Here is a 25,571-nt window from a genome sequence, read left to right on the forward strand (position 1 = left end):
GAATGCAGGCTGCATTGCGTTACCCGGAATGACAAAAGCCATGCTTCAGAATTCACGAACAAATACCTGTGTGCCGGAAACAGTTGTGCCGGCTCGCCCGGAGCGGAACAGGAGTCGCTCCTTCGCAGCATTTACATTGATCGAGCTGCTGACGGTGGTTGCCATCATCGGCATCCTCGCCGCCATCACGCTCGTGGCGGTCAGCAAGGTCCGGCAGGCTGCCCGGCAGGTTCAGAACGCCTCGAACCTGCGCACCCTGGGCATCGGCAGTCTGGCTTATGCCACCGACAACCGCGGACGCCTGCCGGCCACGACTTATGACACGGAGGGCACGAGGCCGCGTTATACCAGCGGATACAGCACCAATCTGGGCACCGGCTGCCGCCGCCTGCTGAGCTCCAGATGGACCGGATGCACCGGGACTGCCGATTATATTCCGTCACCCGAGGTTTTTTACGGTCCTTTCACTCCCGTGCTGAACGAAGGTCGCCAGCCGAACTCGTTCAAGGGTCCGGAGGGCGGCTCGTATCTGATCGGTTACATTTTCTATTCCCTGCTGCCCGGCCCCGATGCCGATGGTCGCCCCCCTTTCGGTTACGATCTGGCCAATGACCGCATCGACAGCGGTTCGGTCAACATGCGCACGCCTCTTTATTCCGATATGATCGGAACCAACATCGAGGCGACAGGCTTCAACGGTCCCAGATGCACCGTCGTGTACCTCGACGGCAGCGTCCGGGCCTTCCCGAAAGACAAAATCGAGGCGGCGGGCAGCACCAATGCCCGCATCCTGGTGATGGCGGGCATCCGCCAGTGAAAACCCGGCTCTCTTCCGGAAATCTGTAATAAAAAATAAACGACAACATCTCCCATGCATTCAAACACCACAACGCTTCGCGCTGTCTCCGGCAAGGCGACCTGCCACCGGAAACTCTGTCTGTTTCTCGCCACATTTGTCCTTTCTTCCGTTCTGGCGCGTGCCGCCGAGACGATCACCTTCCGGGATGGCGTCGTGAACGCATTCTCCGGCGACGCTGCTTATGACGGCACCAGTGATGTCACCATCCGCACCAACAATCAGAACAATTATGGAGGACTGGTCGGGGCCTCCTTCAGCAGCAGCGGCTACATCGCGCTTCTCGGTTTCGACCTGTCTTCGCTGACCGGAAAGGTTTCCGCAGTCGATAACGTCACTCTCACTCTGGGTATCCAGGGAACGAATGTTGTGGCGAACCAGGGTCTGACGATCACGCTTTCTGCTTACGTGATCGACCCTGCCAACGCCGGCTGGCAGGCCCATACCGGCAACAAGAACGGGGCTGTGGCGGCTGAAGCGGGGGAGGTCTCCGGCGCCGCTCTCTCCACCGGCGAAAGAGCGTGGGCCAGCGGAGACAATTTTGGTCCGGCCGACCGTGCCTCCACCGCTGCGGCCAGCATTTCATTTACGACCGCCGCGGCGACCCAATATATCACGCTCTCGTTGCCTTCGAGCATCGTCATGAGCTGGATCAACTCGCCGGGAAACAATGCCGGGCTTGCCTTTACTTCCGACAATGCGATCGCCTTCGCCTTTTATACCTCCGAGCACAGCACCCTGGCCGCGCATCCGGCGCTGACATTTGACTACACGCCCGGAGCGCCGGTGCCCGAACCGGCGACAAGCGCGCTGCTGACGGCAGGCATGGCACTCGCAGGTATCGCACTCTGCCGACGCGGATTCCGCGGCAGGCGCGCCCCCGGTCCGGAGGCATGAACCCCGTTGCGCCGCCTCTGTTTCCCTGCAATCGCGACTATCTGAAACCGCTTATGCGTTCTTCCTTTTCATTCTTGCTGGCGCTGTTTTCCGCTGCGACCGGTCTTGCCGACTCCTTGCTGACCGTCGCCGCGGACAGGGCTGACGCGCTCTACGCGGAGAACGAACCGGTGATTTTCATCATCCGGCTGAAGCCGGACGACAGCCGGCCGGTCGAGGATCGCCAGGTCGGGTGGACGCTTGCGAAGGACGGCGGTCCGATTCTGGAGAGCGGCACGGTAACCCTGAAAACCGGGATGACCCGGGTGACCGGGAAGCTGGACGAGCCGGGGTTCTTGCGCTGCACCGTTACGCTGACGGAAAGCGGCGGCAACGTGGTGACCGCCCAGGCCGGAGCAGGAGTGTCTCCGCTTTCGATCCGCCCGAGTCTGCCGATGCCGGATGACTTCGCGGCGTTCTGGGAGGCGAAAAAGGCGGAACTCGCCCGCGTGCCGCTCAACGCGCGCCTCACTGCGGTGAAGGCGCCCGCGGCCGGCGTCGACGTTTTCGATTTGCAGGCCGATTGCCTGGGCGGGGCACCGGTTTCCGGCTACCTCGCGCGGCCGCAGGGCGCGGCCCGCAAAGCCCTCCCGGCGATCCTGACGCTGCACGGCGCGGGCGTCTTCGACTCCCGCATGGCCGCCGCCATCGGCTGGGCGCGCGAAGGCATGCTCGCCCTCGACATCAATGCGCACGGTCTGCCCAACGGCCGTCCGCGCGAGTATTACGCAGAGCTCTACAAGGGGCCGCTCATCGACTACAAGACGCGAGGAAGGGAATCGCGCGACGACTTTTATTTTCTCGGCATGTTCCTGCGCGCCGTTCGCGCCATCGATGTCCTTGTGGCGCAGCCCGAATGGGATGGCCGCACGATCGTTGTCCAGGGCAACAGCCAGGGCGGAGCGCAGGCGATCGCCGTCGCCGGTATCGACAACCGTGTGACGTTTTTCGGCGCGGGTGTGCCGGCCATGTGCGACCATTCCGGCATGATCGCGGGGCGCGTCGCCGGCTGGCCCCGGCTTGTTCCCGTTCGCTCCGACGGCCGGCCGGATGCCCGGATTCTCGAAACTGCCCGCTACTTCGACATGGTCAATTTTGCCGCCCGCACGCGCGCGTCCGGATTTTTCACGGCGGGTTTCATCGACAGCACTTGCCCGCCGACCACCGTGTATGCGGCGTACAACGCTCTGGTCTCGCCCAAATCGATCTACAACGACATCGCCGCCGGCCATGAAAACACTCCGGAGGCCGTCGCCCGCATGCGCCAGGCCATCCGCGACCATGTGGCCTCCCGCAAATAACGTTCTCCATACCCGATGATCCGTATCTGCCTCGTCTTTTTCACCAGCTTCCTTGCCATGTTGTCCTTTGCCGACGCCTCCGAAGTCAGGCCTGTCCGCGGACTGCTCTACACGCCGGCCGATATCGTCCGCGTGCGGGAAATCGTGGAGACCGATCCCGTCGCCGGCCGGATCGCCAGTGAATTTATTCGCCAGGCGGACCAGTGGATGGCGCGAAGCCGGGCGGAGACGCAGGCGCTGGTGCCGTCCGCCGACGCGGTTTTTGCCTACGGTTTCGCCGGCGATCCCAGGGTCAACAAACCCTGGTCCTGGTGGGGGCGCGACGGCGAGGCCTCGCTCGATCGTCCCTTCAGCGTGAAGTCGCCCCACACCGGCGATATCTACGGCCGGGAGAAACCCGGAGAAATGTACTACGACGACGGGCGCGGCTGGACGCGCCCCTCGGACAGGAAGGTTTTTTATTTCAAAGGCGTATGGAATGCCCACGCCGTCCGCATGCTGCACGAGGCCGTCGACAACCTCTCGCTCGCCTGGATGCTGACCGGACGGGAGGACTACGCCACGCGGGCTCTTCTCATTCTCGACAATCTGGCGACCCTGCGTTCGCAACGGCCGGCGCAGGATGGTCCGGTGGACTGGCCGCATCCGGTCGGGACGGGTTACGGTTTTTTTCTCTACGCGGGCAATGTCGCCAACGACCGCATGGTCGCTTCCGCCCTGGCCCTCGACCTCGTGGGCAGAACCCCGGCGGCATCGCAGCCATCTCAAGGGAATCCCGGCCTCAGCGTGTTCGAGAACATCCGAAGAAACTATTTTTCCGTTTTCGAGAAAGGGTACACCGACAGGCGCAACAGCTTTCAGAACCACGCCATTTCCGCCTGGGCGAACCTGCTGACGCAAGCCGTTCTCTTCGGTTATCCCGACGACATCCGCTCGGGCATCGAGGCCGCCTATGGTTTTATCGACAACACGATCGATCGCGACGGCGAATATTATGAACTCAGCGCCACCTATGTTTACCTGGGGCGCATTTACGGCAGCCGTCTTTTGCTCCCGCTGGCGAGGTATTCTCCGGCCAATTACGAAAATCCTTCCCGGTTTCCCGCTCCGGCCGCGTATCCGCACCGGTTGCGTTTCGGTGAGATTCCGGAGTGGTTCAACACCGTCGTTCCCTCGCTCTGGCGACTGACCACGCTGTACCGTCAGCCCCAGTACGGAGATGCCCCTGCCGACCGGTTTACTCCCGGGAGAACCGCCACCACGCGACCTGACGATCCGCTCAACTCGATCTACACCCGCCAGAAGGTCATTTATCTGAAAGCGGCCTGGCATGCGACGGACAATCCTGCCTGGCGTCGCCTTTGCAGCCAGCTTTACTGGCAGCTCCCCGAGGCCGTCCGCGCAAGCGTCCGGTACCGCCGCGAAGGTATCCTGGAATTTGGACCGGGCCAGTGGACCGATCTGCCGCGCCCGGAGGAGGAGGCGGCTTCGTTGCCGGCTGCCCTGACCGGGGAAAACCCGGTCGTTTCCGGGGAGAAGCGAATCGCCATCCTGCGCGCCGGCGAAGGAGCCGGCCAGCGCTCCCTGTTTATCCGGGGCGGGGCCACTGCCTCCCACACCCACAGCGACCAGATGGCGATCACGCTTTACGCCCGTGGGATGTCATTGACCGGAGAATACGGATACAAGCTTGCCGGCACGCCCGACCATCGCGGCTGGGGCGTGCAGGCCGTGGCACACAAGATGGTGGTCGTCGACGAGGATCTGCATGCGCCGATACCCGGTGCCGCCATCCCGCCCGCGACCCCGAAACCGCCGGCGAGCATCGACGGGTATGTGCCGGCAGGACCGGCGCAGCTGATCGAGATGTCCAACCCGCATCAGTGGCAAGGCGCCGGTCTGAAGGAATACCGCCGCCAGACCTGGCTGGTGGACATGCCGGGCGGCAAGGAGAGTTATTTTGTCGACATCTTCCGCGTCGAGGGCGGGCGCACGCACGATTATGTGTGGAATGCGCCGTTTGTGGACCCACCCCGCGACGATGCGTTCGCGGTGGATGGAGTGACGCCCGTGCGCGTCGCGGGCGTATGGTCTCTGGCCGCACTCGGCAATCCGGAATATCGGCGTGCATCCTTCAACCAGGAGGGCAGGAGCTGGGGCGAGCGGCTCGAGGTGGGCTCCGGCACCATTCGCAACGTCGGGATTCCCGGAGAAAAGCTCGCGTCGCACGACTGGAATCCGGCGCCGGGCAACGGCTACGGTTTTGTGTGGGATGTGAAGGCGGCCGAGGCGAAGAATGACTGGAGCGCGACCTGGCTCCTGCACGACGGAAAGCATGCCATGCGTCTGTCCATGCTCAATCCCGACGGCCAGACCGTCATCACCGGCAAGACGCCGACGCTCTTTGCCGGTCACTCGCAGGACGTGGTCATCGCCCGCCGTCAGGCAGCGACTTCGCCGCAGTTTACAGTTCAGCGTCCAGAGTCTGGAGTTGAGCAAACCAACAACTCCAAACGGGAAACCCTGAACTCCAAACTGCCGCCGCAGGCGGAGGGCGGCGCCGGGCTGCGGAGCCGTTTCGTGACCATAACCCAGGTCGGGGAACCGGCTGCGGGCGTGTGGCCGCTGGCGTCGATTCACTGGCTCGACGGTATGGGAACGGACAACGTCGGCCTGGTTGCGGAGCATGCGGACGGCACCCGCGACACGGTGCTGGTTTCTTCCACACCACAACCGCTCCGGACAAAGGATGCGGCGCTGGCGGGCAAACGCGGTTTTGTGCGTCGTGACCGGAGTGGCGCCTTGCTGACGGCCATGCTCAGCGAGGGCACCGGTCTGAAGGCGAACGATTTCGAGTTGCGCCTGCCGGCTACGGCATGGGAGGGAACGGTCACGCGTGTCACTCCCCGCGAAGTGCGGGTGGACACGGCTTTGCCGGAGGCGGCGACATTCGCCGGCCAGGGCGTAGTCTTTTCGTCAGCACCGCAGGCGAAGATCCCGTATGCCGGCAACGAGTTTTTCACCATCGAGGACATGCGCGCGGAGGCTGGCGGCACGGTGTTCACCTTCAGCAGCCAATCTGTCTCCGCCTCCCGCCTGAAGGTCGAGCGCAAGGAAGCCGGTGCGGTGGTGAAGACGCTCTGGCCCAATGAGCTCGCGGCCATTCCGGCCGGCCAGCCGAATTTCGGCCGGGTGTTCCACGGGCATCTGTTGCTCGACGAGGAGAGGGGGGAACCCGCGACTGTCGTCCGTGAATATCTGGCGAAAGACCGTCTCGCGGTCACTGATCCGGGACGAATCGCGGCTGGACGGTTTTACCGGATCATGGCGACGCAACCCGGCGACCGGATGCGCATCTCCTCCCTGGCGGTTCTGGATCGCCGGGCCGACGGCAGCTGGCAGCTGGAGGCAAACATGGATGTGACGCTGAAATTGCCGCAGATGACGGACGGAGCGCGCCGTGTCGTGATCGTTGACGATGCGGCGCGGACACAACTCCGCCCCGACGCCTCCGGCCTGGTGCTCATACCGGTGGCGCTGTTCACGGGAGGAGCCATCCGGCTTTCGTTTTCGGAAGACATCCTGCCATGAAGCCGGTGACACTTGCTCCCTTCTCCGCCGCACGACTGGCGCAATTGCGATCCGTTTATCGTGACGGTCTGGTGAATGACACGCTGCCGTTCTGGTTTCCCGGATCCGTGGATACGGAACATGGCGGATATTTCACCTGCCGTGATCGGGACGGCACTCTTTTGCAGACGGACAAATCCGTATGGTTCCAGGGGCGCATGGCCTGGATGCTGGCGACGGCATACCTCGAAGTGGAGCCGCGCGCCGAATGGCTTGCGTGGGCGCGTTCGGGAGTCGGGTTCATCGAGCGCCACTGCTTCGACGACGACGGGCGGATGTTTTTTTCCGTCACCCGCGAGGGCCGTCCGTTGCGGAAACGTCGTTACCAGTTTTCCGAGTGCTTCGCGATCATCGCGCTGGCCGCCTGCGGCCATGCCACGGGCGAAACGCGCTGGCTCGAAAGGGCGGAAGGGTTGCTTGCCCGGGTGCTGCATTACCACCGTACACCGGGTTTGCTGCCACCGAAGACCCGTCCGGAAACCCGGCCGATGAAGGGCCTGGCCATGCCCATGATCCTGCTCGTCACAGCCCAGGAATTGCGCAAGCACCATCCGGAGTTCGGGAAATCCTGCCGGGAGCTGATCGACGCTTGTATCAGCGAGATTGCCACCGACTTCGTCAAACCGGAACTCCGCTGCGTCCTCGAAACAGTCTCTCCTGACGGCGGCTTTATCGACAACCTCGACGGCCGCTGCGTGAACCCCGGACACTCCATCGAGGCCGGCTGGTTTATCCTCGAGGAAGCGCGGCAGCGTCGGCGGACAGGCGAAGAGGCCGGCGATCTCGTCCGCCTCGGCGCGCAGATCATCGACTGGTCGCTCGAACTCGGCTGGGACCGGGAACACGGCGGCATCTTCTATTTTCGCGACGCCCGCGGCCTCCCCTGTACGGAATACTGGCACGACATGAAATTCTGGTGGCCACACAACGAAGCCGTCATCGCCACGCTCCTCGCCGCCGAACTGACCGGCGAACCTCGCTTCGCCGACTGGCATGCAAAAGTCCACGACTGGACGTATTCGCACTTTCCCGACAAGGAGCATGGTGAATGGTTCGGCTACCTCCATCGTGACGGTTCCCTCTCCACCCGGGTCAAGGGAACGATGTACAAGGGCTGCTTCCACCTCCCTCGCATGCAGCTCCTCGCCTGGCAGTCCGTCGAGCGCATGCAGGCGGCGAAGCCGGAATGAACTCCGCCTGGCATCGCCAGGTCACGGAGCCGGCCGCAAGGTGCGGCCTTCGTGCCAGATACCTTCGAGGTGGGTGCGCGTAGGCGCGGGCGGCACGCCGCGCTCCCTGTGCTGCATCATGCCGACGAGCAGGTCGACGGCGAGGGCCCCTACCTGCTCACTGTCCTCGACGACGCCGGAAAGAGGGCCTTCCCCGACGGGCAGGCTGATGCCTGCCACCCCGATATCATCCGGGGCGGAAATGCCGGCTGCGGTCAGGTTTTCGAGAATACGGTAATCGGACGTGAGGATGGCATCCAGCTGCTGACGCTCGATATAACGGACGAGGTTCCGCGAATCCGTCGCGTTGGGGCCGCGCCGCGAATCGTAGTCGAAGAGGGGTTCGACGGGAATTTGCCCGGCGCCCTTTTTCCCGCCAAGCAGCGTTTGCTCGATCAGGTAACCGGCCTGCACATTGTGTCCGCAGCGGCGATTGATGTCCTCGTCGATGACCATGCCGATGCGCCGGTAGCCGCGCCGGATCAGAGCTTGCATGGCATTCCGCGTATTCAGGAAATGCGCGGCGGCGACGGTGTGGAAGGACGGCTTCAGCAGGGAATAACCGAAGGTGACGGCCGAAAACTCGTGCCAGGCGAAATCCACTTCCATTTCGGCCTTGGGCTGGGGGCAGAGGAGGACGCCGGTGATGTTGCGGGCATGGAGGATGCCGGCCATGCGCGCGGGAGAAAGTCCCTTTTCGTTGAGGTGAATTTCCTCAAGCTGGTAACCATGATGAAGGGCCCGGCGGGATGCTCCCTGAAAATAAAGCAGGTAGTGGGGGTATTTTTTCCATGGATACGGCCCGTCCTCAAAATTGACGAGCCACGCGATGGTGCCATGAAAGGCGGCCGTGCGCTGGCGGTTCCGGTAACTGGCGAGGCCGGCGAGAAAGGGATCGGGCGAGTAGCCGAGTTCACGGGCCACTTCCTGGATCCGCCGGCGGGTTTCGGGCGCGATCCTGGGATGATCTTGCAAGGCGAGCGTGACCGTGCTCCGTCCTACCCCCACCTTGGCCGCGATATCCCGCTGCGTAGTCCGTTTCATTCCCATGAGCGTCAACACTGCCGGGTTCAGGCAAGTTCTCAACCGGAATTGCCGGCTATTAACCTGTGTCAAAAGATCGTCATGGTGCCGGAATGCGGAATTTGCCAGCGTCCCCGGGCATTCTCTGACCGTCCCGCCCGGCGCTGGTGGAAACTGGCCGGCGCGGCGCAGTTGTCCTGTGTTGCCGGCATTCTGTTTTCCGGCGTGGCTATTTTTTCGAGATTCACCAGTCTTCATCCCGGCAGCTGATTTACACCCATGACAAAAGAATCTTCCCGGCCGTTGCGGCGGCGAATACCCGGATGGTTTTGGCGGTCATGCCTCGGTATGATCGTACTGGCCGGACTGACGGCCGGCGTTGCCTGGATCTATTTTCATCCGTCCTGCGCAATTACCCCGGGAGTGGTGTACGGGAAAAGGCAGGACAGGCCTTTGCTGATGGATGTAATCCAGCCGGAGCGACCCAACGGCGCTGGCGTGATTGTCATGGTAAGCGGCAGCTGGAAATCCCGGACCGGACCTTTCGATCCCTGGCTGGCTGCGCCGCTCCTCCGGCGAGGCTACACCCTGTTTGCCGTCCACCACATTTCCCAGCCGGAGGTCACGATCATGGACATCGTGGCGGATGTGAACCGCGCCGTGCGGTTTGTCCGGTACCATGCCGGCGACTACGGTGTGAATCCGGAAAAGATCGGGGTAACGGGTGGCAGTTCCGGCGGACATCTTTCGCTGATGCTGGCCACGCGTGGCGGCGAGGGCGCTGCGGATGCCGCCGATCCGGTCGAGCGGCAAAGCAGCGCGGTGCAGGCGGTGGCCGTGTTTTTTCCCGTCACCGATCTGCTCAATCTGGGCAACTCCACGCAGAACCTGCATGATGACGGCCCGCCCAAAAGCTACGTGCGCGGCTTTGGTCTGGCTTCCCGCGATCCGGGTCCGTGGCGTCCGGTCGGCCGGGAGATGTCGCCGATCTACCACATCCCGGCGGCAATGCCGCCCACGCTCATCATTCACGGGACGGCCGATACGCTGGTGCCTCTCGACCAGTCGGTGCGCTTTCGGGAGGAGGCCCGGCGTCACGGGACGGAGGTCGAGCTGATCGAGCGTCCCGGAAAAAATCACGGGTGGATTGGCATGATCACGGATATCAGGCTGTTTGCCGACTGGTTCGACCGGACCCTTCGGGGATGAGGCCGGCCCGGGGGAGGGCGGCGGGTTGACCTGTGTTACCGTGCCGCGGGTGGCCAACGGTGCGTGCCGGGGCGAGGCTATGGAGAACCGATCCAATCCCTTATGCAGGCGCTACCAGATCAGGAACAGAATGTCGCCGGCTCCGCGCAATGCACGGAGCCGGCAAGACCGGCGCGGCTGTTGTGCGCGATTTCGGCCCGCGACCGGGCGCTGTTCTTCCGCCAGGGCGAAGAAAAATTCGCCGGACTGGCGGCAGAGGTCACCTGGATCGATCACCCTGATTTGATGACGGCGGCGTTGCTGGAACAACTGCGGCCGGAGATTATCCTGACCGGGTGGTCCAGCCGGCCGCTGCCGGCGGCATGGCTGGATGCGGATGACTGCCCGCTGCGCTACGTGTGTCACCTGACCGGTTCGGTGAAGGCGCTGGTGCCGCGCCGCTTCATCGAACGCGGCGGAGTGGTTTCCAACTGGGGGAGCCTCGCGGCGGAAACGGTGGCCGAGCATGCGTTGCTGCTGGCGCTGGCGGCCCTGCGCAACCTCGGCTCGTGGGATCGCGTTATCCGTAACAGCCGGCATGGCAGCGAATCGTCGCAACTGGGCACGCGTTCTCTTTTCGGGCGGTCGGTGGGCATTCACGGGTTCGGAGCGGTGGCGCGGGCGCTGGTGCGCCTGCTGCGTCCGTTTCGCCCGTCGGTGCGGGCCTGGTCGCCGGGAGTGCCGGAGGCGGCGTTTCGCGACGAGGCGGTGACGCCCTGCGCTTCGCTGGCGGAGCTGTTTGCGGGAAGCGACGTGATCTTCGAGTGCGAAAGCCTCACGCCGGCCAGCGAAGGCAGCGTGGATGCGAAGGCGCTCGCGCGACTTCCGGACGGCGCGGTTTTCGTCAACGTGGCCCGCGGGCATATTGTCGACGAGGCGGCGCTGGTCCGTGAGGCGGAGAGCGGCCGGATCCGGATCGCGCTCGATGTGGTGTGCGATGAGCCGCTCTCGCCGGGGTCACGATTGTACCGGGTGAACGAGGCGGTTTTTTCTCCGCACATCGGCGGGCCGACGACGGATCAGTACCCGCGTTTCGGGGAATTTGCCTTGCGCAACATCGGGCGGTTCTTGCGAGGGCGGGAGCCGGACGGGCGGGTGACTCCGGAAATCTACGACCGCTCGACATGAAGACAGAAGACGCGCCGCCATCCGGGGCGGAAACCTCCTCCCTGCCGGAGGAGACGGGCCTCCCGCTTCCGGTCCTGGCGGAGCCTCTGCCGGCTGCCGGAGCGGGAGAACCGGCGGGGAAAGTCTGGCGGGCCGGGACGTTGACGTATGGCGCGGGTGGTCTGGTGGCGCTGTTCTGCTGGCTGCTGTGGGGGGATTTCGCGTGGTCGATGAAGGAGCGTTCGGTGACATCGGTGGTGCAGCTGATGCTGCGGCAGTTGCAGGCGTCCGACATGATGGCGGGTTTTCTGATCGGTTCGCTGCCGAGCGCGATCACGATGATCCTGGGGCCGGTCATCAGCTATCGTTCCGACCGGCACCGCGGACGCCGGGGGCGACGGATCCCCTACCTGATCGCGACAACGCCGCTGGCCGCGCTTTCGATGGCCGGGTTGGCATTTACACCGGCGCTGGGCCGGTGGCTGGATGCGGCCCTGGGCGGACAGTCGCCGGGCCTGTATGCGGCAACCATGATCGTGTTCGGTGTGTTCTGGACCGTGTTCGAGATCGCGACGGTCGCGGCCAACGCCGTGTTCACGGGATTGATCAACGACGTGGTGCCGGGACCGCTATTGGGACGTTTTTACGGATTGTTTCGCGCGCTGAGCCTGATTGCCGGGATGATTTTCAACTACTGGCTGCTGGGCCGGGCGGAGAGCCATTACGAATGGGTTTTTATCGGGGTCGGCCTGCTCTACGGCGTCGGGTTTACAGTGATGTGCCTGAAGGTGAGGGAAGGCGAATACCCGTTGCCCCCTCGTCCGGAGGTTGCGGATACGTCCGGGGCTTCGGACCGGGTGACCGGATTCCCGAAAGGCGTGCGAATCTACTTCCGGGAATGTTTCGGGAACTCCTATTACGTGTGGGTTTTCACGGGGATCACGCTGGCGACGCTGGCATTCGTTCCGGTGAATCTCTTCAGTGTGTTTTTTGCGAAAAGCGTCGACATGCCGATGACGGTCTACGGCAGGTACATCGCGCTGACGTTCCTGATTTCCCTCGTGTTTTCGTATCCGCTGGGGTGGCTGGCGGACCGGATTCATCCGCTGCGGGCGAGCATGCTGATGCTGGGGTTGTACGTGCTGGCCGCGGGGTGGGGCGGTTTTTTTGCAGGCGACACGCGCACCTTCGCGGTGGCGTTTGTGCTGCACAGCGTGTTGTCGGGCTGCTTTTTTACCTGCTCGGCATCGTTGGGACAACGGCTGTTCCCCCACTCGCGTTTCGCGCAGTTTGCATCGGCAGCGGGCATGCTCACCGCTCTGGGAATGATGCTGATCGCCCCGGCGACAGGACGGATGCTCGATCATGCCGGGCATGTTTACCGGTATACCTATCTGGCCAGCAGCGTGCTGGGGGCAGTCGGTCTGGTCGCGCTGTTCCGGGTCCACTCCCGGTGGCGACGATTGGGGGGCGCCCGGAGGTATGTGGCTCCCGAGTGACCGGATGCTATACCGGCTGCGGAGGAAAGCGGAGGCCGGTGGGTGTGGTGGCGAGGGCGGCTTGCGGGGTTTCTATTCAAATGACGTCCTCGTTTGAGGGCAGGTTCCCTTATGGCGCAACCGGGCGTGCCTCCACGTGCCAGTCGAAGTAAAGCGTCGTGCGGATATTTCCAAATACGGGGTGCTCAGGGAGCTGGCTCTGCCAGCCCGCCCCTTGGGCGTAAGGGTGATCTGCGTCGGCATCCTGCAAGGCCCAGCTTTGCGCCCGGTCAGGAATGAAGGTGATGCTGCGAGGCTGGCCGTTGGGTGCGGCGCGTCCGGGATATCCCCAAGGAGTCTGATTGGTCATGCCGTCAAGGGTAACACCGTTTTTGTCCTGAACTTCCTGGCAGGCGAGAAATACGGGGGCCGTATCGGCGCGGCGGAGACGCGTGTGGGCGGGATTCGCGAAGACAGGAATGGTTTTGGTCGTCGTGGTCATTTCACTGAGTCCGAGATAAGACCACAGATAATGGCCCAGGGTGTCGGGGTTTGTGCTGCGGTAGGTGTTGTATTGGGCTGTTTTTATGGGACCGGGGAGTGTACCCCGGTAGTCTTCGGTATAGAGCTGGATGGCCAGTCCGATTTGACGGAGGTTGCTTGTGGTGGTGGCCTTGACCGCGGAGAGACGGACTTTCCCGACGGTTGGAATGATGATGGCGGCAAGGATGCCGATGATGGCGATGACGGTCAGCAGTTCGACGAGCGTGAAGGCGCGACGGCGCAATATCGAGTGGCGAGGCATGGGGATGATGTAAGTGTGTATGGGATACGCGGAGCGAGAAAAAGGGGAAACGGACTACTTTGTCCGAATTTTCCTGGTAATGCCGATGGAGAAAACAGCTGCGACGGCGAAAGCAGCAAGGACGGTGGTGGCGGACGCAGGCTCGGGAATCGGAGCGGCAGAGAGGCGGATGGCTTCGAGTTGTTCGAGCGTGAGCGCGCCGCTCGCGCCGGAGGTCGCGCCGTAGAGCCGGATGTCATCGAGCCATCCATCAAAAGCGTTGGTGGCACTGGCGCTGGTAGCGCCGAAGAAAAGTGAACCCAGGCTTTTCGCACCAAAGGTGGCGGTTGATGTGACGGAACCGATTTCGATGACGCCGGTGGTAGCGGTCCCAACGTACATTTTGGCGACGCTCGAAGTGGAGCCGGTGCCGTCGTAAGTGACAGCAACGAAAATCCATTCGTTTTGGGTCTTAAAAATGTCGTTGGTCACAGCGACCATTTGAGAACTTCCACTGGTTTCGCCATTTTTTCTCCCGTTGAAGGTCAACTTTCCGTCATCCGTGCCAGCGAGAAGAAATCCTTGGCCGGTATTGAAGAGTCGGGCGGAACCGGAGAGCACCTCATCCGTTTTGAACCACATGCTAACGGTAAAGGAAGTAAGGGCGGTGTTGAATGCGGGAGCGGAAATCACGCCGCCGTTTGCGCCCGCCATGCCGGAAGTGGCGGTGTTGTCGAAGGCGTAGTCGCCGGATTTGCCGCTGACCCCGGTTTTGTCGGCCCCCCATGTGGCAGAGCCGCCAAGGGCGCCGTTCTGACTGTTGCCGGAAGCATCTGTAATCGTATTACCGGCGTGATCCGCGATGGAGTTAAAATCGTAGTACAACAAGAGCGGCTGCGCCGTGAGATTGGCGCCGGCGATGGCGGAGACGGCGATTGCCGCCGTGAGGAGCAGGGTGCGGGTGTTTGTTTTCATAATCGGAGCGGGTTGATGGTATCGTCAGGTTACGGGGTGGGCTGATCGGAACGGGTTTGAAGCACGACAAGCTCAAGAGTGGCAGGCTCGGGAAGCGGGCCTTCATGCGGAAGATCGCGATTGACGGGGAGCGCCTCCCAGCGAAGCAGATAGCGGAGGCCGGCGGGGGCGATGCCGGTGTCGGTGGCGGTGCGCAGTGTGAGGGGAGGGCGGACACCGCGACCCAGTTCAGGAGGATTGCGTTCGGGGACTTGCTCGTTGGGAATGCGTTGCCCGAGGCGCAGGATGTCGGGATCGATCCACCAGGCGCCGTTGCCGTGGCGAATGTGGTTGATTGAGATATAGAGTCCGAGATCGGGATCGTATTTTACGCCGGTATGACGGATTTCGAAGCCGATGGAGCCTCGTCCGCGCGGTTCCCAGCGGTAGGTCCAGCGGGTGGCCTGGCGGATGTCCCATGAGCCGGCTTCGCCGGGCCGGGCGAGGTAGAGCTGGGTGGCGCCGTTGTCGTCAAACTTGTGATACGCGACAATGACGCGGTTCCGGTTGTCGAAGCCGATTCGGCCGCTGCCGTTGATGATGCCTCCATTGACGGGAATGGGATCGAGGATGACGCCCGGGGTTTGGAGGGTGATGGGCAATGTGACCGGCTGGCCGGAAACCGTTTCCCATGAGCGGAGATCGCGCGAGCGGGCATAGCCGAGGTCGTGATTGGTCTCGGCGAGGTGGGAATCGCGCCAGACCCAGGTGATGTGCCAGAAACCATCCGGACCGGGGGTGGGTTCCTGGGGATAGGCGTTCATTTTGCCCTGTCCGTCGAATAGAGGAGTGTCGAACAAGGGAGTCCATTCGCGGGATTTTTCGTCGTAACGATTGAACCAGGTGGAGCCATTGCCGCTGCCTCCATCGCGCCATGAAAAGACAAGGCTGCCATCGTGATCCTTGATGAAGCGGGGATAGGTCATCCGCTGTTCGCGCTTGCCCGTCATGCGGGAGACCGGCTCAAGCGTCGCGACGTCGCCGGGCGTTTCGGTGCGGAAATAAACAAGGGGAGTCGCGTGGAGGTTGCCGACGACGTGAAGGTGGTTGTCGCGATCGAGCGCGAGGGTGATATAATTATGAGAATCCCAGCCGATTTGGGAGGGGAGGGTTTTTGGGACCCATGTATCGGAGTCGAGAGGGCGCGAGGCGACAGTCATGTTGCGTTCGGCGTCATAAAAGGCGACATACTGGCGGTTGCCGGGCGCGTCGGTCAGCAGCGCAAAACCCACCGGATGGCCGGACCAGGCGCGCGAGATGGGGAGACGCTGACGGATTCGGGTTTCCTGCGCCGGGCTCAAGGGCGAGATTATCGTCGAAGCCGGAGCGGAGGCTGGAGTAGCGGTCGATCCGGCACTGAAGCTGGCGGAAGCACTCAGCATGACCAGGACGAGGCTGCCAAGGGGTATTCTGAATAGGTCTTTCATTGAATGATGAAGTCATAAAGACGGCTTGCCGAGGAGCAAAGAGCGACGTTACTCTTGTCCAAGAGTGAGCAACCCGAAAAACACATCGAAGAAAAGGTCAGGGCGCAACCGTGCGGGGAATCCGCCTGCGAAACGAACCGGCAGGGTGACCATGGCGGATGTGGCGGCGGCGGCAGGCGTTCACCAGACAACGGTGTCACTGGCATTTCGTCGCCATCCGAGCATACCGGAGGCGACCCGGGAGCGGTTGATCAAAATATCGGGGGAGATGGGTTACCGCCCCAATCCGCTGGTGTCCGCTCTCATGGGGCAGATTCGCCACCGGCGAACGCGGCTGCACGGCGAGACCATCGCCTACGTGACGAGCCATCCATCGAAAAATTCCTGGCGGCAATACGCCGCGCTTCGCGAAATGTTCGCAGGGGCGGAAGAAAAAGCGGATGAACTCGGTTTCAGGATAGAGGAATTCGATTTGGGCGCGGAGGATATGACCGCCATACGCTTGAAAGGCATCCTGATGGCGCGGGGCATCCGGGGGATGGTCATTGCACCGCTGCCGGATGGGCAGACGGATTTTCCTCTTGAATTGAGCGAGTTCGCCGTGGTGTCGCTCGGCCGAAGCATCAAGACTCCGCTGCTGGAACGGATTGCCAACGATCATTTTCAATCCATGCAATTGGCCTTCGCCGAGTGCCTCCGGCACGGTTACAAGCGGATCGGATTTGTGGCAGGCAGGGCGTTTTCGGAACGGCTGGAAGGATACTGGCTGGGGGCGTATTTGCACGAACGGGAAAAGTTGCCGGTGAGGCGCCGATTGAAGCCCCTGCTGCTGGAGGAGTGGAAATTGCCGTCGGAAGAACGCATGAAAGCGTTGCGCACATGGGCATTGCGGGAGCGGCCCGACGCGGTGATTTCCCCGTTGGGCGCGGCGCAGGAGGAATGGTTGCCATTGCTGGCCTCGCTACCTTCACGTCCAGGGGTGGCCAGCCTTACATTGCCGTCCAGTTCAGGACCCTGTGCGGGGATTTTTCAGGATGTCCGCCGGTTCGGAAAAATCGCCGTGGAAAGGGTTGTCTCACGTTTGTATCATAACGACTTTGGCTCGCTGGACCGTATCCAGAATATCATGTTGCATGGGTCGTGGTGTAATGGTGAATCACTCCCGATCGCGTCCTCACGCCGCTAAATATTCGGTATACAAAATGCCCCGCGATTACCTGCCCGCTCCTGTTCTTCTCATGATCATGCGACCTTCCCTCCTTCTGTTTCTGGTCATCGCCGGCGTGACGGCCTGCCGTGCGCAGGCGCCCGCGCCGGACGCCGCCCCCGCGACGCCGCCGGCGGTCCGCCGGCATACGCTATCCGTCCTCGAACACGGGGCCAAAGGGGACACCCGGACCGACGACACCCGCGCCTTCCAGGCCGCCCTCGACGCCTGCGCCGCGCAAGGCGGCGGCGTGGTCGAAGTCCCGGCCGGCAGCTATCGTTTCGAGGGCACCCTGCGCATCCCGGCCAACGTCACCCTGCGCGGCACCTTCACCTCGGCGCCCGACGGGGATCTCCGCCGGATGCTCGAAGGCCGGCTCGGCTCGTCGCTGCTGGTCCACGCCGGCCGCGCCCGGCCCGATTCCGCGCCCTTCATCGAGCTGACCGGCGCCAATGCCGTGCTCGAAGGCTTCGCCATCGGCTACCCCGAGTGGGACCCCGCGGTCATCCCGCCCGTTCCCTATCCGCCCACCGTCGCGGTCGAGGCGCACGGCAAGGGCCCGGTGGACAACATCGCCATTCTCAACTGCTTTTTTCTCAATTCCTGGGAGGCCATCCGTCTGGTCAACGCCGGGCGCCACCTCATCCGGAACGTCACCGGATACCCGATACGGCGCGGCATCTACGTCGATCAGATCTGGGACGTCGGCCGCATCGAGAACGTCCACTTCTGGCCCTTCGGCCACCGCTACACCGTGGACGACCCCTATGCGCAATGGATCAACCGGGAAGGCGTCGCCATCGAGGTCGGCTTCTCCGACTGGCAGATCCTCACCAACTGTTTCAGCTTCGGTTACGGGGTGGGCTACAAGTTCTCCGCGAGCCCGAAGCCCGGAGACGGTTTCGGGCGGGGCGCGTGCGGCAAGATCATCGGGGGAGGTGTGGACAGCGCCCGTTTGCCCTTCCAGTTCGAAGCCGCCTACTCCCACTGGCTCATCAGCAACACCGAGATCGTCGGCCGCTGGGGAGAAGGCGCTCCGGCGGCCGTGGATATCGGCCCCGGCGTGCACGGCCGCGTGGCGTTTTCCAATTGCGCCTTCTGGGGCGACATCACCCGTGTGGTGACCATGCGGGCGCCGGAAGGCATCGTCTCGCTCGAAGGCTGCCAGATCGAGCGCTGGGACGATGCGGCCGGAGCCATCGGGATCGAGGCCGGCCGGGCCATCCTCCAGGGCAACAGCTTCGACCGCGACGGCCGCAGGCACCTGGTAGTCGGGCCGAAGGCCGGAGTGGTCATCGCCACCGGCAACCTCGCCGCCCCCGGCTTCCAGGTGGAGGCTACCCCCGGCGCCCGGGTCATCGCGTCCGCCAACCAGACGGACACGCTGGTCTGGCCGGAAAACGCGAAAAGCCGCTACCGGGTGACGGTGGGCGCCGCCGGCGATTCGCGTTATCTGGAAGGCTGGCACCTGCAGGAGAAGGCCGGCCCCAAGCGCTGGTCGGGCGCGGAGTCGCGATTTCATCTGCCGGTCATCCCCGGGCGCGCCTACGAACTGGACTTGCGCATCGGGGTCCCGGCCGCCGCGCTTTCGGACGAGGCGGGCGTCTGGCTCGGCGACCGTCGCCTGGCGGCAATCACCAGCGCCGGCAGGCAGACGCTCCGGGTGAGCCTCCCCGCGCAAACTACGGACACCGCAACCCTGCGGATTGTCACCAAAGGCTGGATACCCCGCGAGATCGAGGCGGGCAACGGCGACGGCCGCACGCTGGGCCTCGAGCTGTTCGCCGTGGACGCGACGGCGGAGGCCGCCGGAGACCCCGCTCCGCCCTCCGGAGCCGGCGACCGGGTGTTCGATGCCTGCTCCGGCGGGTTTATCGAACAGGACAGGATGAAACCGGCGGTTCCGGGCCTATAGCACCGGCTGCGGAGGGAATTTCAAACCGGTCGGGGTCGTGGCGAGGCCGGCTTGCGAGGTTTCTTTCAGGGCGCGGGGCATGCGGCGGCCGATGTCGCGCATGGCGATGACGACATCGTCGAAAGGCACCACACAGCGCGTGCCGGCCAGCGCCATCGTGGCGGCAAGGAAGGAGTGAACGGCAAACATGCCGTTGCGGCTCACGCAGGGGACTTCGACGTATCCGCCGATCGGATCGCAGACCATGCCGAGCGTGTTCATGAGCGCGAAGGCGGCGGCGTCGATCGCCTGTTGCGGCGTGCCGCCTTCGGCCTCGACGATGGCGGCGGCGGCCATGGCGGAGGCGCTGCCGACTTCGGCCTGGCAACCGCCCTGCGCGCCGGAAAACGGAGCCCGGCGACCGATGACAAGTCCGATGCCGGCCGCCGTGAACAGGGCGCGCGCGGCCTGCTGTTCGGTGAGTCCGCGGGTTTCCTCGAGCGTAAAAAGACAGGCGGGCACAACGCCGGCGGAGCCGGCAGTGGGAGTCGCCACGATGCGACCGAACTGGGCGTTGAGCTCGAGCACGGCGAAACCGTAGGCGGCGGCGCGGGACAGGTGAGGACCGAGCAGCGGGTCGGGCGTTTGCGAATACGCTTGCAGCCGCGCGGCGTCGCCGCCGGAGAGGCCGCTGGTGGAACGGGTTTTCAGGGCGAGACCCTGACGGACGGCGTCGCGCATGACGCGGTAGTAGTTTTCCATCCGCGCGAGGAGATCGGCGGCAGGACGACCGGTTTCGGCCGCCTCGCGTTGCAGCGCGGCTTCGGCGATGGTGCCGTTGCGGGCGGCGCAGAGGGCAACGAGCGCTTTGGCGGAATCGTAATCCCATGAGCTGACGTGCAATGGCGCACCGGATTCCCGGGAGGGGGAGGGGGGAGGGGTCATGGCAACGGCGGCACGGTGCGGAGACGGGTGAGCCACGGGATGCGCGAGAGGAGGCTGAGCGCATCGGCGGGAAGCGGACCATCGGTTTCGATGACGGTGAGCGCATGGTTGCCCCGGCCGGAACGCGAGGTGCGAAGGGTGGCGATGTTGGCCTCGACGCAGGCAACGATGGCGGTGATGCGAGCGAGAAAACCGCTCTTGTCTTCGTGCCAGCAGACGAGCGTATCGAGATCGCCACGAAAGGAAGTGGCGTAGCCGTCGATGTCTGAAACCTCGATGATGCCACCGCCCAGCGAGGCGCCGGTCATGGTTAAGTGCGGAGTGCGGATTGCAGAGTGCGGGGCAGCGTCGGACGGAGGTGTAGCGGAAACATGGATGCGGGCGGTGTTGGGGTGAGCGGATTCGCCGAAGTCTTCGGTGGCGAACGTAAAGGCGAGGCCGGCTGCGGTGGCGAGTTCGGGGGAACGCGGCAGCGCGGCGTCGTCGGGCGCAAGGCCGAGCAGGCCGGCGAGGAGGGCGCGATCGGTGGCGTGGCCGCGCCCGGTGGCGGCGAACGATCCGTGCAGGGTGAGCGCGGCGCGGCACGGGGTCTCGCCGAGCAGATGGCGCGCCATGAGCCCGAGACGGACCGCGCCGGCCGTGTGCGAACTGGAAGGACCGACCATGACGGGCCCGATGACATCGAAGGCGGAGAGCGGCATCTACTTTAACCAGCGATGGAGGTTTTTACGGACAAACGCATCATCCACGAGCCACGGCCAGGCGCGGGTGACGCGGTCGAGTTCGGCGGCCTGGCCGCGCGAGAGTTTTTCGTGCGGGTTGAGGCAGGCAGTGGTTTCAAAAATCCTCTGGCGGCGGAGGATTTCGTGGATGCCCGGGATGCAGCCGGCGAACGAGTTGGCGACGTCGAAGACGGCGCCATTGGCATCGGTGAGCGCGGCGGCCCGGGTCAGCCAGGCGGCGTCGAGTTTCGGCCGGGCGCGGGCTTTTTTGATTTCGGCAAGAAGGGCGACGGCGCGTTCGGTCCACACGCCCCACTGGCCGAGAAGGCCGCCGACGATATGCCGGGTTTTGCCGGCGTATTCGAACGGGGTGAGGAGATCGGCGATGATGTTGTCGTCGTTGCCGGTATAGAGCGCGATGTCCTCGCGGCCGGAGTCGATGACGGCGCGGATGACGTCGTGCGTCTGGTAGCGGTTGAAGGGCGCCATCTTCACGGCGACGACATTCGGAATGTCGGCGAACGCTCTCCAGAAACGGTAGCTGAGCGTGCGTCCGCCGACCGCTGGCTGGAGATAGAAGCCGATCACGGGAATCGTCCGGGCGACCTGCGCGCAGTGGCGGACGATGGTGCGCTCGTCTTCGTCCCTGAGCGCGGCGACACTGAGGAGCGCGGCATGGTAGCCGAGGCGGACCGCCGTTTCCGCTTCGGCGACGGCCTGCGGGGTGCGGCCGCAGAGGCCGGCGATGCGGAGAAACGGGCGCGGGCGTCGGCCGAGCCAGTCGGTGATGGTCTCGCTGGCGAGAGCCAGCACGGGTTCGAAAAGACCGTGCTTTTTCTCGCGAATTTCGAACTGCGTCGAATGGACGCCGACCGCGATGCCGCCGACGCCGGCGTCGATGTAATAACGCATGACGGCGCGCTGGCGACGTTCGGACCAGCGGCGGCGGCGATCGAGCGCCAGCGGCAGGGCCGGGATGGCCTGGCCGGCGAGGAGGTGTTTTCTGATATCGTCGATGGAATGCATGGGGATGCGTTGCGGAAACCGGTCGTGTGGAGTTGGCAGTTGGAAGTTTGTACCTGAGGTGTGCGCCCTGGTTTTGCGGCTCAGAATTTGCCGTCGCGTTTTTCGAAGCCGGTGGGTTTGCCCCAGGTATGGCCGCCGGTGGCGAGCCAGCTCGCGATCCATTGCTGCATCGTATCGAGCGAGGTTGGCGGCGGACCGAAGAGATGATGGGAGTGCGACGCGTCATTGAGCCACGCGGTGGGCGCCTCCTCACCGGTAATGACCGGCGTGATACCGAAGAGCGCGCCGAAAGTGGCGGCGAGATCGCGGACGCGATGGACGCCGGCGCCGGTGATGTTGAGCGGCACGGCCGGGCTCGCCGCGACGGAGGCCGACCGGATGATGTGGCCGAGCGCGTCGGGTTGCCAGATGACATTGACGTGGCCCATGGTGACGTCCACGGGCAGGCCGTCGCGGACTTTGGTCGCGATATCGACGAGGACTCCGTAGCGGAACTCGACGGCGTAATTGAGCCGGATGAGGACGACCGGAGTGCCGGCGTCGCGCGACATGGCGGCGAACGCCTGTTCACGACGCAGGCAGGACTGCGCGTAGTCGCCGACGGGCGCGACGGGTGTGGATTCGGCGCAGCCGCGGGTGTTGACGGGAGCGAAGGGGTAGACGCACCCGGTGGAGAAGGCGACGATGCGTGAATTTTTGTACCGGGCGGCGACGAGTTTCGGTACGGTGACGTTCATCTGCTCGAGGAGCAGCGGCGAGGTAGCGGTGCCAAACTTGACGCCGGCGAGAAAGAACACCGTCGGCGCATCGGGAAGCGCCTCGACATTGACCGGCACGGAAAGGTCGCAGGGGATGGTGTCGATACCGGCATCCGTAAAGCTGTCGCGATCCCGCAGGGTGGCGAAGCGGGAAACGGCGATGATGCGGCGTCCGGGTTGTCCGGCCGCGAGGGCGGCCTTTTTCAGCATGAGGCTGAGGTGAAGTCCCATCTTGCCGCCGGCGCCAAGAATCGCGACCGGACCGGCGGGAAGCGCGGCCACCGCGGCGACGACGGCGGGCGTCGGCGTGGAGAGAAAATCGTCCGCCATGTCGGGTGTGCAGGGCGGGGGGGGAAGGAGGGTGGCGGAGGTGGCGGCTGCGGTCATAATTAAGTATCCAGTTAGTTACAAGTTGACCGATTGCAAGTCCGGTTTACGCTTTCGGTCCAGATGAAATTTCCGTCTTCTGTCGTCGAACTGCTTTGCGAACTGGTGGCTCGCCCGAGTGTATCGCCCGAGGGCGATGCGGGCGGGACGGCACCGGGCGAGCAGGTGATGGCCGACTATGTGGCCGGCCTGTTGCGGGTGCTCGGCGGCGAGGTGACGGTGACCGAGGTGCAACCCGGGCGGCCCAATGTCGTCGGGCGTTTCCCGGCGCGCGGGGAGAGGGAAGGGCAGGATGCGCCGGTGGTGGCGCTGGTGCCTCATCTGGATACGGTCGGCGTGGCCGGGATGACGATCCCGCCGTTTGCGCCGGAGGTGCGGGAGGGCCGGGTTTATGGCCGCGGGGCGTGTGACACGAAAGGGCCGATGGCGGCGGCGTTGTGGGCGCTGGCGCAATGGTTGCGAAGCCCCGGTGCGGAGCGCTCGCGGGTCACTTGGGTATTCGCAGCGACGATGGGAGAGGAGGAGATGAGCACGGGTGCGAAGGCGCTGTGCAGGTCGGGCTTTCGCGCGGATTTTGCGGTGGCCCTGGAGCCGACGGACCTGCGCATCGTGCGCGCGGAGAAGGGCGTGTTGCGCGTCTGGGTGGAGGCGGCGGGCCGGGCGTGCCATGGCGCGACTCCCGAGCGCGGCGACAATGCGATTTACCGGCTGCTGCCGTTTCTGCGCGCCTGCCAGGAAGAACTGGCTCCGCTGCTGGCGGCGGCGCGGCACCCGGATCTCGGCGGAGCATCACTCAACCTCGGCGTGGTGTCGGGCGGTGGCGAACTGAACATCGTGCCCGATGTTTGCCGGGCGGGGCTCGATATCCGCACGCATCCGGGAATGCCAAACGACGAGGTGCTGGCGCGCGTGCAGGCGGCGGAGGCTGCGGGCGGTTTGCAGGTGCGCGTGCACCGGGACGGACCGCCGTTCGCGCTGGCGGCGGACCATCCGTGGGTGAAAAAACTGGCGGCGCATGCGAAAGGCGTGGAGGTGGCGCCCTGGTTTTCGGATGCAAATGTGCTCAACGCCCACGGTACGCCCGCGGTGGCCTTCGGCCCGGGTTCGATCGCTCAGGCGCACACGAAGGACGAGTTCATCGAGGTCGCCGCGTTGGAGGAGGGCGCGCGGGCGCTGGGGGCCTTTATCGACGAGGTATCCGGAGCCGGAACATGAATTTTCCAGAGCGTGTGGGGGAAAAGAGAAAAAACAGCTTGATCTAAAACGTTTCAGGATTTGATTCAGATGGCATCCGGGGCGGACCCGATTCCGCTCTTCTATCTTAACAAAATGAATCATAGTAACTTGAGTGATGACGTGTCGGGTGGCGTGGCGGTTTTGCCGGACTCCGGCGAAGGGACGGAGCTGCGCGAGCGGGCATTGCAGGCAGCCCGGCGGGGGCTGGATTTTATCGTGCGCAACCAGGTCACGGATGTGATGTCCGCGGATTGCGGGCGTTTTGCCTACATCTATGACTGTCGTGAGGAGAAAGCCCTTTCCCGCACGACCAACTGGATCACCGGCGTCGGCATCGAGGCCCTGCTCACGGGGTATCAGGTTTTTGGCGACGAGCGTTACCTGGCGAGCGCCGGGCGGGCGGTGGAGTATCTGCGCTCGTTGCAGGAGTTTTCGCCGACGTTGCCGCGGTTTTTCGGCACGTTTCACGAGGATACACCGCAGACCGACAAATTTCACCCCCGCGATGCGCTGACGGCGGCGTGGGCGTTGCTCGACTGGTCGGTGGTGGCCGACGACGGCGAGGCCCGGACCCGCGCCGGAATCTATGCGGACTGGCTGATCGAACACGGGATGGATGCGGGTTATCCGCGGTGGACAGTCAGCTACCGGACGTTCGATGCGTTCCCGCGCTGGCATGCCTCGTTTCACAGCGGCAGCGCCTTCTTTTATGCGCGGATGTATGCGGTGACGGGTGAAACGCGATATCTTGAGACAATGCGCAGCATTCTCGATCTCTACAACCGGCAGAATCTCATGCCGGACGGCAGTGTGCGTGTGATGGTGGACATCGAGCGCCGCGTGCCGCTGGCGGATGACGAGGTGCCGCACGATGTGGCGCCGGTCGGCTGGATCCGGATGCACGAATACAACGACGACTTCGGTGCCCTCGCCAACGTGGAGGCGTGGCGACTCACCGGAAAACGCGAATATCTCGAGGCCGCGGAGCGGTTTTTACGTCACATGATGCGAAGCCAGCGTACGGACGGCGGTTTCGGACCGGGTGGCGCGGCCGGGTACTCCATTCCGGCGGCGGGCGGCAGCGTGCTCGTGGAAATGCTGGCGGCGCGGGCCTGCGGGTCGGACTTGCCGATGGAGGAGGCGATGAAGCGCGCGGCGGAATATGTGCTCGGGTTGCAGGTCGTGCGGCCGGGCAGCGATGCCGACGGTGCGTTTCGCGGATTCACGAAACACTACACGCTCGATCCGGATATCTCGAATCTCCGCTCGGGCGGCTACGCGATCATGGGGTTGCTGCGATTTGCGGGGGCGGTGAGTCCCGTCTACTTCTCGTCGTCCGAACTGCCGGGCCAAGGGGACTGAA

At 64.1% G+C, this 25,571-nt stretch carries 20 protein-coding genes; 12 read left to right on the forward strand and 8 right to left on the reverse strand.

Annotation, left to right across the window (positions count from 1 at the left end; genetic code table 11):
* Positions 1–28 precede the first annotated feature (28 nt).
* Genes OPIT5_24470 through OPIT5_24490 form a run of 5 tightly spaced genes read left to right on the forward strand, consistent with a single transcriptional unit; the run spans position 29 to position 7,913 of the window.
* Positions 29–817 carry an N-terminal cleavage protein gene (locus tag OPIT5_24470; GenBank protein ID AHF92874.1) on the forward strand — a complete coding sequence of 263 codons (789 nt, stop codon included), beginning with the start codon at positions 29–31 and terminating at the stop codon, positions 815–817.
* Positions 818–871: 54 nt separating this feature from the next.
* Positions 872–1,753, forward strand: a complete 882-nt coding sequence (locus OPIT5_24475) for a hypothetical protein (protein ID AHF94739.1) — start codon at positions 872–874, stop codon at positions 1,751–1,753.
* A 53-nt stretch (positions 1,754–1,806) separates the two neighbouring features.
* Positions 1,807–3,093 carry an acetyl xylan esterase gene (locus tag OPIT5_24480; protein ID AHF92875.1) on the forward strand — a complete coding sequence of 429 codons (1,287 nt, stop codon included), beginning with the start codon at positions 1,807–1,809 and terminating at the stop codon, positions 3,091–3,093.
* Positions 3,094–3,108: 15 nt separating this feature from the next.
* Complete coding sequence (locus OPIT5_24485) at positions 3,109–6,684, forward strand: heparinase (GenBank protein AHF92876.1); 3,576 nt, start codon at positions 3,109–3,111, stop codon at positions 6,682–6,684.
* Positions 6,681–7,913: an N-acylglucosamine 2-epimerase gene (locus OPIT5_24490; GenBank protein ID AHF92877.1), complete on the forward strand. Its 1,233-nt coding sequence runs from the start codon at positions 6,681–6,683 to the stop codon at positions 7,911–7,913. The genes OPIT5_24485 and OPIT5_24490 overlap by 4 nt, the downstream gene beginning before the upstream one ends.
* Positions 7,914–7,934: 21 nt before the next feature.
* Here the strand turns inward: OPIT5_24490 and OPIT5_24495 are convergent, their stop codons facing one another.
* Entirely contained in the window at positions 7,935–9,011 is a 1,077-nt protein-coding gene (locus OPIT5_24495; protein ID AHF92878.1) for a LacI family transcription regulator, read from the reverse strand.
* A gap of 387 nt (positions 9,012–9,398) precedes the next feature.
* Between OPIT5_24495 and OPIT5_24500 the strand changes: the two genes are divergently transcribed.
* The 3 genes from OPIT5_24500 (at position 9,399) to OPIT5_24510 (ending at position 12,829) form a co-directional block, all read left to right on the forward strand.
* On the forward strand, positions 9,399–10,184 hold the full coding sequence (locus OPIT5_24500) for an esterase (GenBank protein ID AHF92879.1): 786 nt from the start codon (positions 9,399–9,401) through the stop codon (positions 10,182–10,184).
* Between the two features lie 102 nt (positions 10,185–10,286).
* Positions 10,287–11,351: a phosphoglycerate dehydrogenase gene (locus OPIT5_24505; GenBank protein AHF92880.1), complete on the forward strand. Its 1,065-nt coding sequence runs from the start codon at positions 10,287–10,289 to the stop codon at positions 11,349–11,351.
* A complete protein-coding gene (locus OPIT5_24510; GenBank protein ID AHF92881.1) occupies positions 11,348–12,829 on the forward strand; it encodes an MFS transporter in 1,482 nt (493 codons plus the stop codon). Before OPIT5_24505 ends, OPIT5_24510 begins: the two co-directional genes overlap by 4 nt.
* A gap of 109 nt (positions 12,830–12,938) precedes the next feature.
* On the opposite strand, the gene OPIT5_24515 is transcribed toward OPIT5_24510, so the two are convergent.
* Genes OPIT5_24515 through OPIT5_24525 form a run of 3 tightly spaced genes read right to left on the reverse strand, consistent with a single transcriptional unit; the run spans position 12,939 to position 15,907 of the window.
* The gene (locus OPIT5_24515; protein AHF92882.1) at positions 12,939–13,613 is read right to left on the reverse strand and encodes a hypothetical protein; all 675 of its coding nucleotides are present in this window, start codon (positions 13,611–13,613) and stop codon (positions 12,939–12,941) included.
* 54 nt (positions 13,614–13,667) lie between these two features.
* Positions 13,668–14,567 carry an anchor protein gene (locus tag OPIT5_24520; GenBank protein ID AHF92883.1) on the reverse strand — a complete coding sequence of 300 codons (900 nt, stop codon included), beginning with the start codon at positions 14,565–14,567 and terminating at the stop codon, positions 13,668–13,670.
* Positions 14,568–14,596: 29 nt separating this feature from the next.
* Entirely contained in the window at positions 14,597–15,907 is a 1,311-nt protein-coding gene (locus OPIT5_24525; GenBank protein AHF92884.1) for a hypothetical protein, read from the reverse strand.
* Between the two features lie 271 nt (positions 15,908–16,178).
* On the opposite strand from OPIT5_24525, the gene OPIT5_24530 reads away from it, so the two are divergent.
* Together OPIT5_24530 and OPIT5_24535 are read left to right on the forward strand one after the other, a co-directional pair.
* Entirely contained in the window at positions 16,179–17,219 is a 1,041-nt protein-coding gene (locus tag OPIT5_24530) for a LacI family transcriptional regulator (protein AHF92885.1), read from the forward strand.
* 16 nt (positions 17,220–17,235) lie between these two features.
* Entirely contained in the window at positions 17,236–19,155 is a 1,920-nt protein-coding gene (locus OPIT5_24535; GenBank protein AHF94740.1) for a hypothetical protein, read from the forward strand.
* On the opposite strand, the gene OPIT5_24540 is transcribed toward OPIT5_24535, so the two are convergent.
* The 4 genes from OPIT5_24540 to OPIT5_24555 all read right to left on the reverse strand — a co-directional run bounded on the left by OPIT5_24540 (position 19,150) and on the right by OPIT5_24555 (position 22,972).
* A complete protein-coding gene (locus OPIT5_24540; protein ID AHF92886.1) occupies positions 19,150–19,965 on the reverse strand; it encodes a serine dehydratase subunit alpha in 816 nt (271 codons plus the stop codon). The two genes, OPIT5_24535 and OPIT5_24540, sit on opposite strands and share 6 nt — an antisense overlap.
* Before the next feature lie 110 nt (positions 19,966–20,075).
* Positions 20,076–20,780: a serine dehydratase gene (locus tag OPIT5_24545; protein AHF92887.1), complete on the reverse strand. Its 705-nt coding sequence runs from the start codon at positions 20,778–20,780 to the stop codon at positions 20,076–20,078.
* A complete protein-coding gene (locus OPIT5_24550; GenBank protein ID AHF92888.1) occupies positions 20,781–21,827 on the reverse strand; it encodes a dihydrodipicolinate synthetase in 1,047 nt (348 codons plus the stop codon). It abuts the gene before it with no gap.
* Between the two features lie 80 nt (positions 21,828–21,907).
* On the reverse strand, positions 21,908–22,972 hold the full coding sequence (locus OPIT5_24555) for an epimerase (GenBank protein ID AHF92889.1): 1,065 nt from the start codon (positions 22,970–22,972) through the stop codon (positions 21,908–21,910).
* 63 nt (positions 22,973–23,035) lie between these two features.
* Between OPIT5_24555 and OPIT5_24560 the strand changes: the two genes are divergently transcribed.
* Complete coding sequence (locus tag OPIT5_24560) at positions 23,036–24,187, forward strand: acetylornithine deacetylase (protein AHF92890.1); 1,152 nt, start codon at positions 23,036–23,038, stop codon at positions 24,185–24,187.
* A gap of 69 nt (positions 24,188–24,256) precedes the next feature.
* Positions 24,257–25,570: a hypothetical protein gene (locus tag OPIT5_24565; GenBank protein ID AHF92891.1), complete on the forward strand. Its 1,314-nt coding sequence runs from the start codon at positions 24,257–24,259 to the stop codon at positions 25,568–25,570.
* Position 25,571 lies beyond the last annotated feature (1 nt).

The sequence above is a fragment of the Opitutaceae bacterium TAV5 genome (genome assembly GCA_000242935.3).
In the GTDB taxonomy this organism is placed as follows: domain Bacteria; phylum Verrucomicrobiota; class Verrucomicrobiia; order Opitutales; family Opitutaceae; genus Geminisphaera.

What these genes read in the sequence shown, in the direction of transcription:
- OPIT5_24470 (AHF92874.1), top strand. Translation starts at nt 29, where the DNA reads ATGACAAAAGCCATGCTTCAGAATTCACGAACAAATACCTGTGTGCCG.
- OPIT5_24475 (AHF94739.1), top strand. Translation starts at nt 872, where the DNA reads ATGCATTCAAACACCACAACGCTTCGCGCTGTCTCCGGCAAGGCGACC.
- OPIT5_24480 (AHF92875.1), top strand. Translation starts at nt 1,807, where the DNA reads ATGCGTTCTTCCTTTTCATTCTTGCTGGCGCTGTTTTCCGCTGCGACC.
- OPIT5_24485 (AHF92876.1), top strand. Translation starts at nt 3,109, where the DNA reads ATGATCCGTATCTGCCTCGTCTTTTTCACCAGCTTCCTTGCCATGTTG.
- OPIT5_24490 (AHF92877.1), top strand. Translation starts at nt 6,681, where the DNA reads ATGAAGCCGGTGACACTTGCTCCCTTCTCCGCCGCACGACTGGCGCAA.
- OPIT5_24505 (AHF92880.1), top strand. Translation starts at nt 10,287, where the DNA reads ATGCAGGCGCTACCAGATCAGGAACAGAATGTCGCCGGCTCCGCGCAA.
- OPIT5_24510 (AHF92881.1), top strand. Translation starts at nt 11,348, where the DNA reads ATGAAGACAGAAGACGCGCCGCCATCCGGGGCGGAAACCTCCTCCCTG.
- OPIT5_24515 (AHF92882.1), bottom strand. Translation starts at nt 13,613, where the DNA reads ATGCCTCGCCACTCGATATTGCGCCGTCGCGCCTTCACGCTCGTCGAA.
- OPIT5_24520 (AHF92883.1), bottom strand. Translation starts at nt 14,567, where the DNA reads ATGAAAACAAACACCCGCACCCTGCTCCTCACGGCGGCAATCGCCGTC.
- OPIT5_24535 (AHF94740.1), top strand. Translation starts at nt 17,236, where the DNA reads ATGCCCCGCGATTACCTGCCCGCTCCTGTTCTTCTCATGATCATGCGA.
- OPIT5_24545 (AHF92887.1), bottom strand. Translation starts at nt 20,780, where the DNA reads ATGCCGCTCTCCGCCTTCGATGTCATCGGGCCCGTCATGGTCGGTCCT.
- OPIT5_24550 (AHF92888.1), bottom strand. Translation starts at nt 21,827, where the DNA reads ATGCATTCCATCGACGATATCAGAAAACACCTCCTCGCCGGCCAGGCC.
- OPIT5_24555 (AHF92889.1), bottom strand. Translation starts at nt 22,972, where the DNA reads ATGACCGCAGCCGCCACCTCCGCCACCCTCCTTCCCCCCCCGCCCTGC.
- OPIT5_24560 (AHF92890.1), top strand. Translation starts at nt 23,036, where the DNA reads ATGAAATTTCCGTCTTCTGTCGTCGAACTGCTTTGCGAACTGGTGGCT.
- OPIT5_24565 (AHF92891.1), top strand. Translation starts at nt 24,257, where the DNA reads ATGGCATCCGGGGCGGACCCGATTCCGCTCTTCTATCTTAACAAAATG.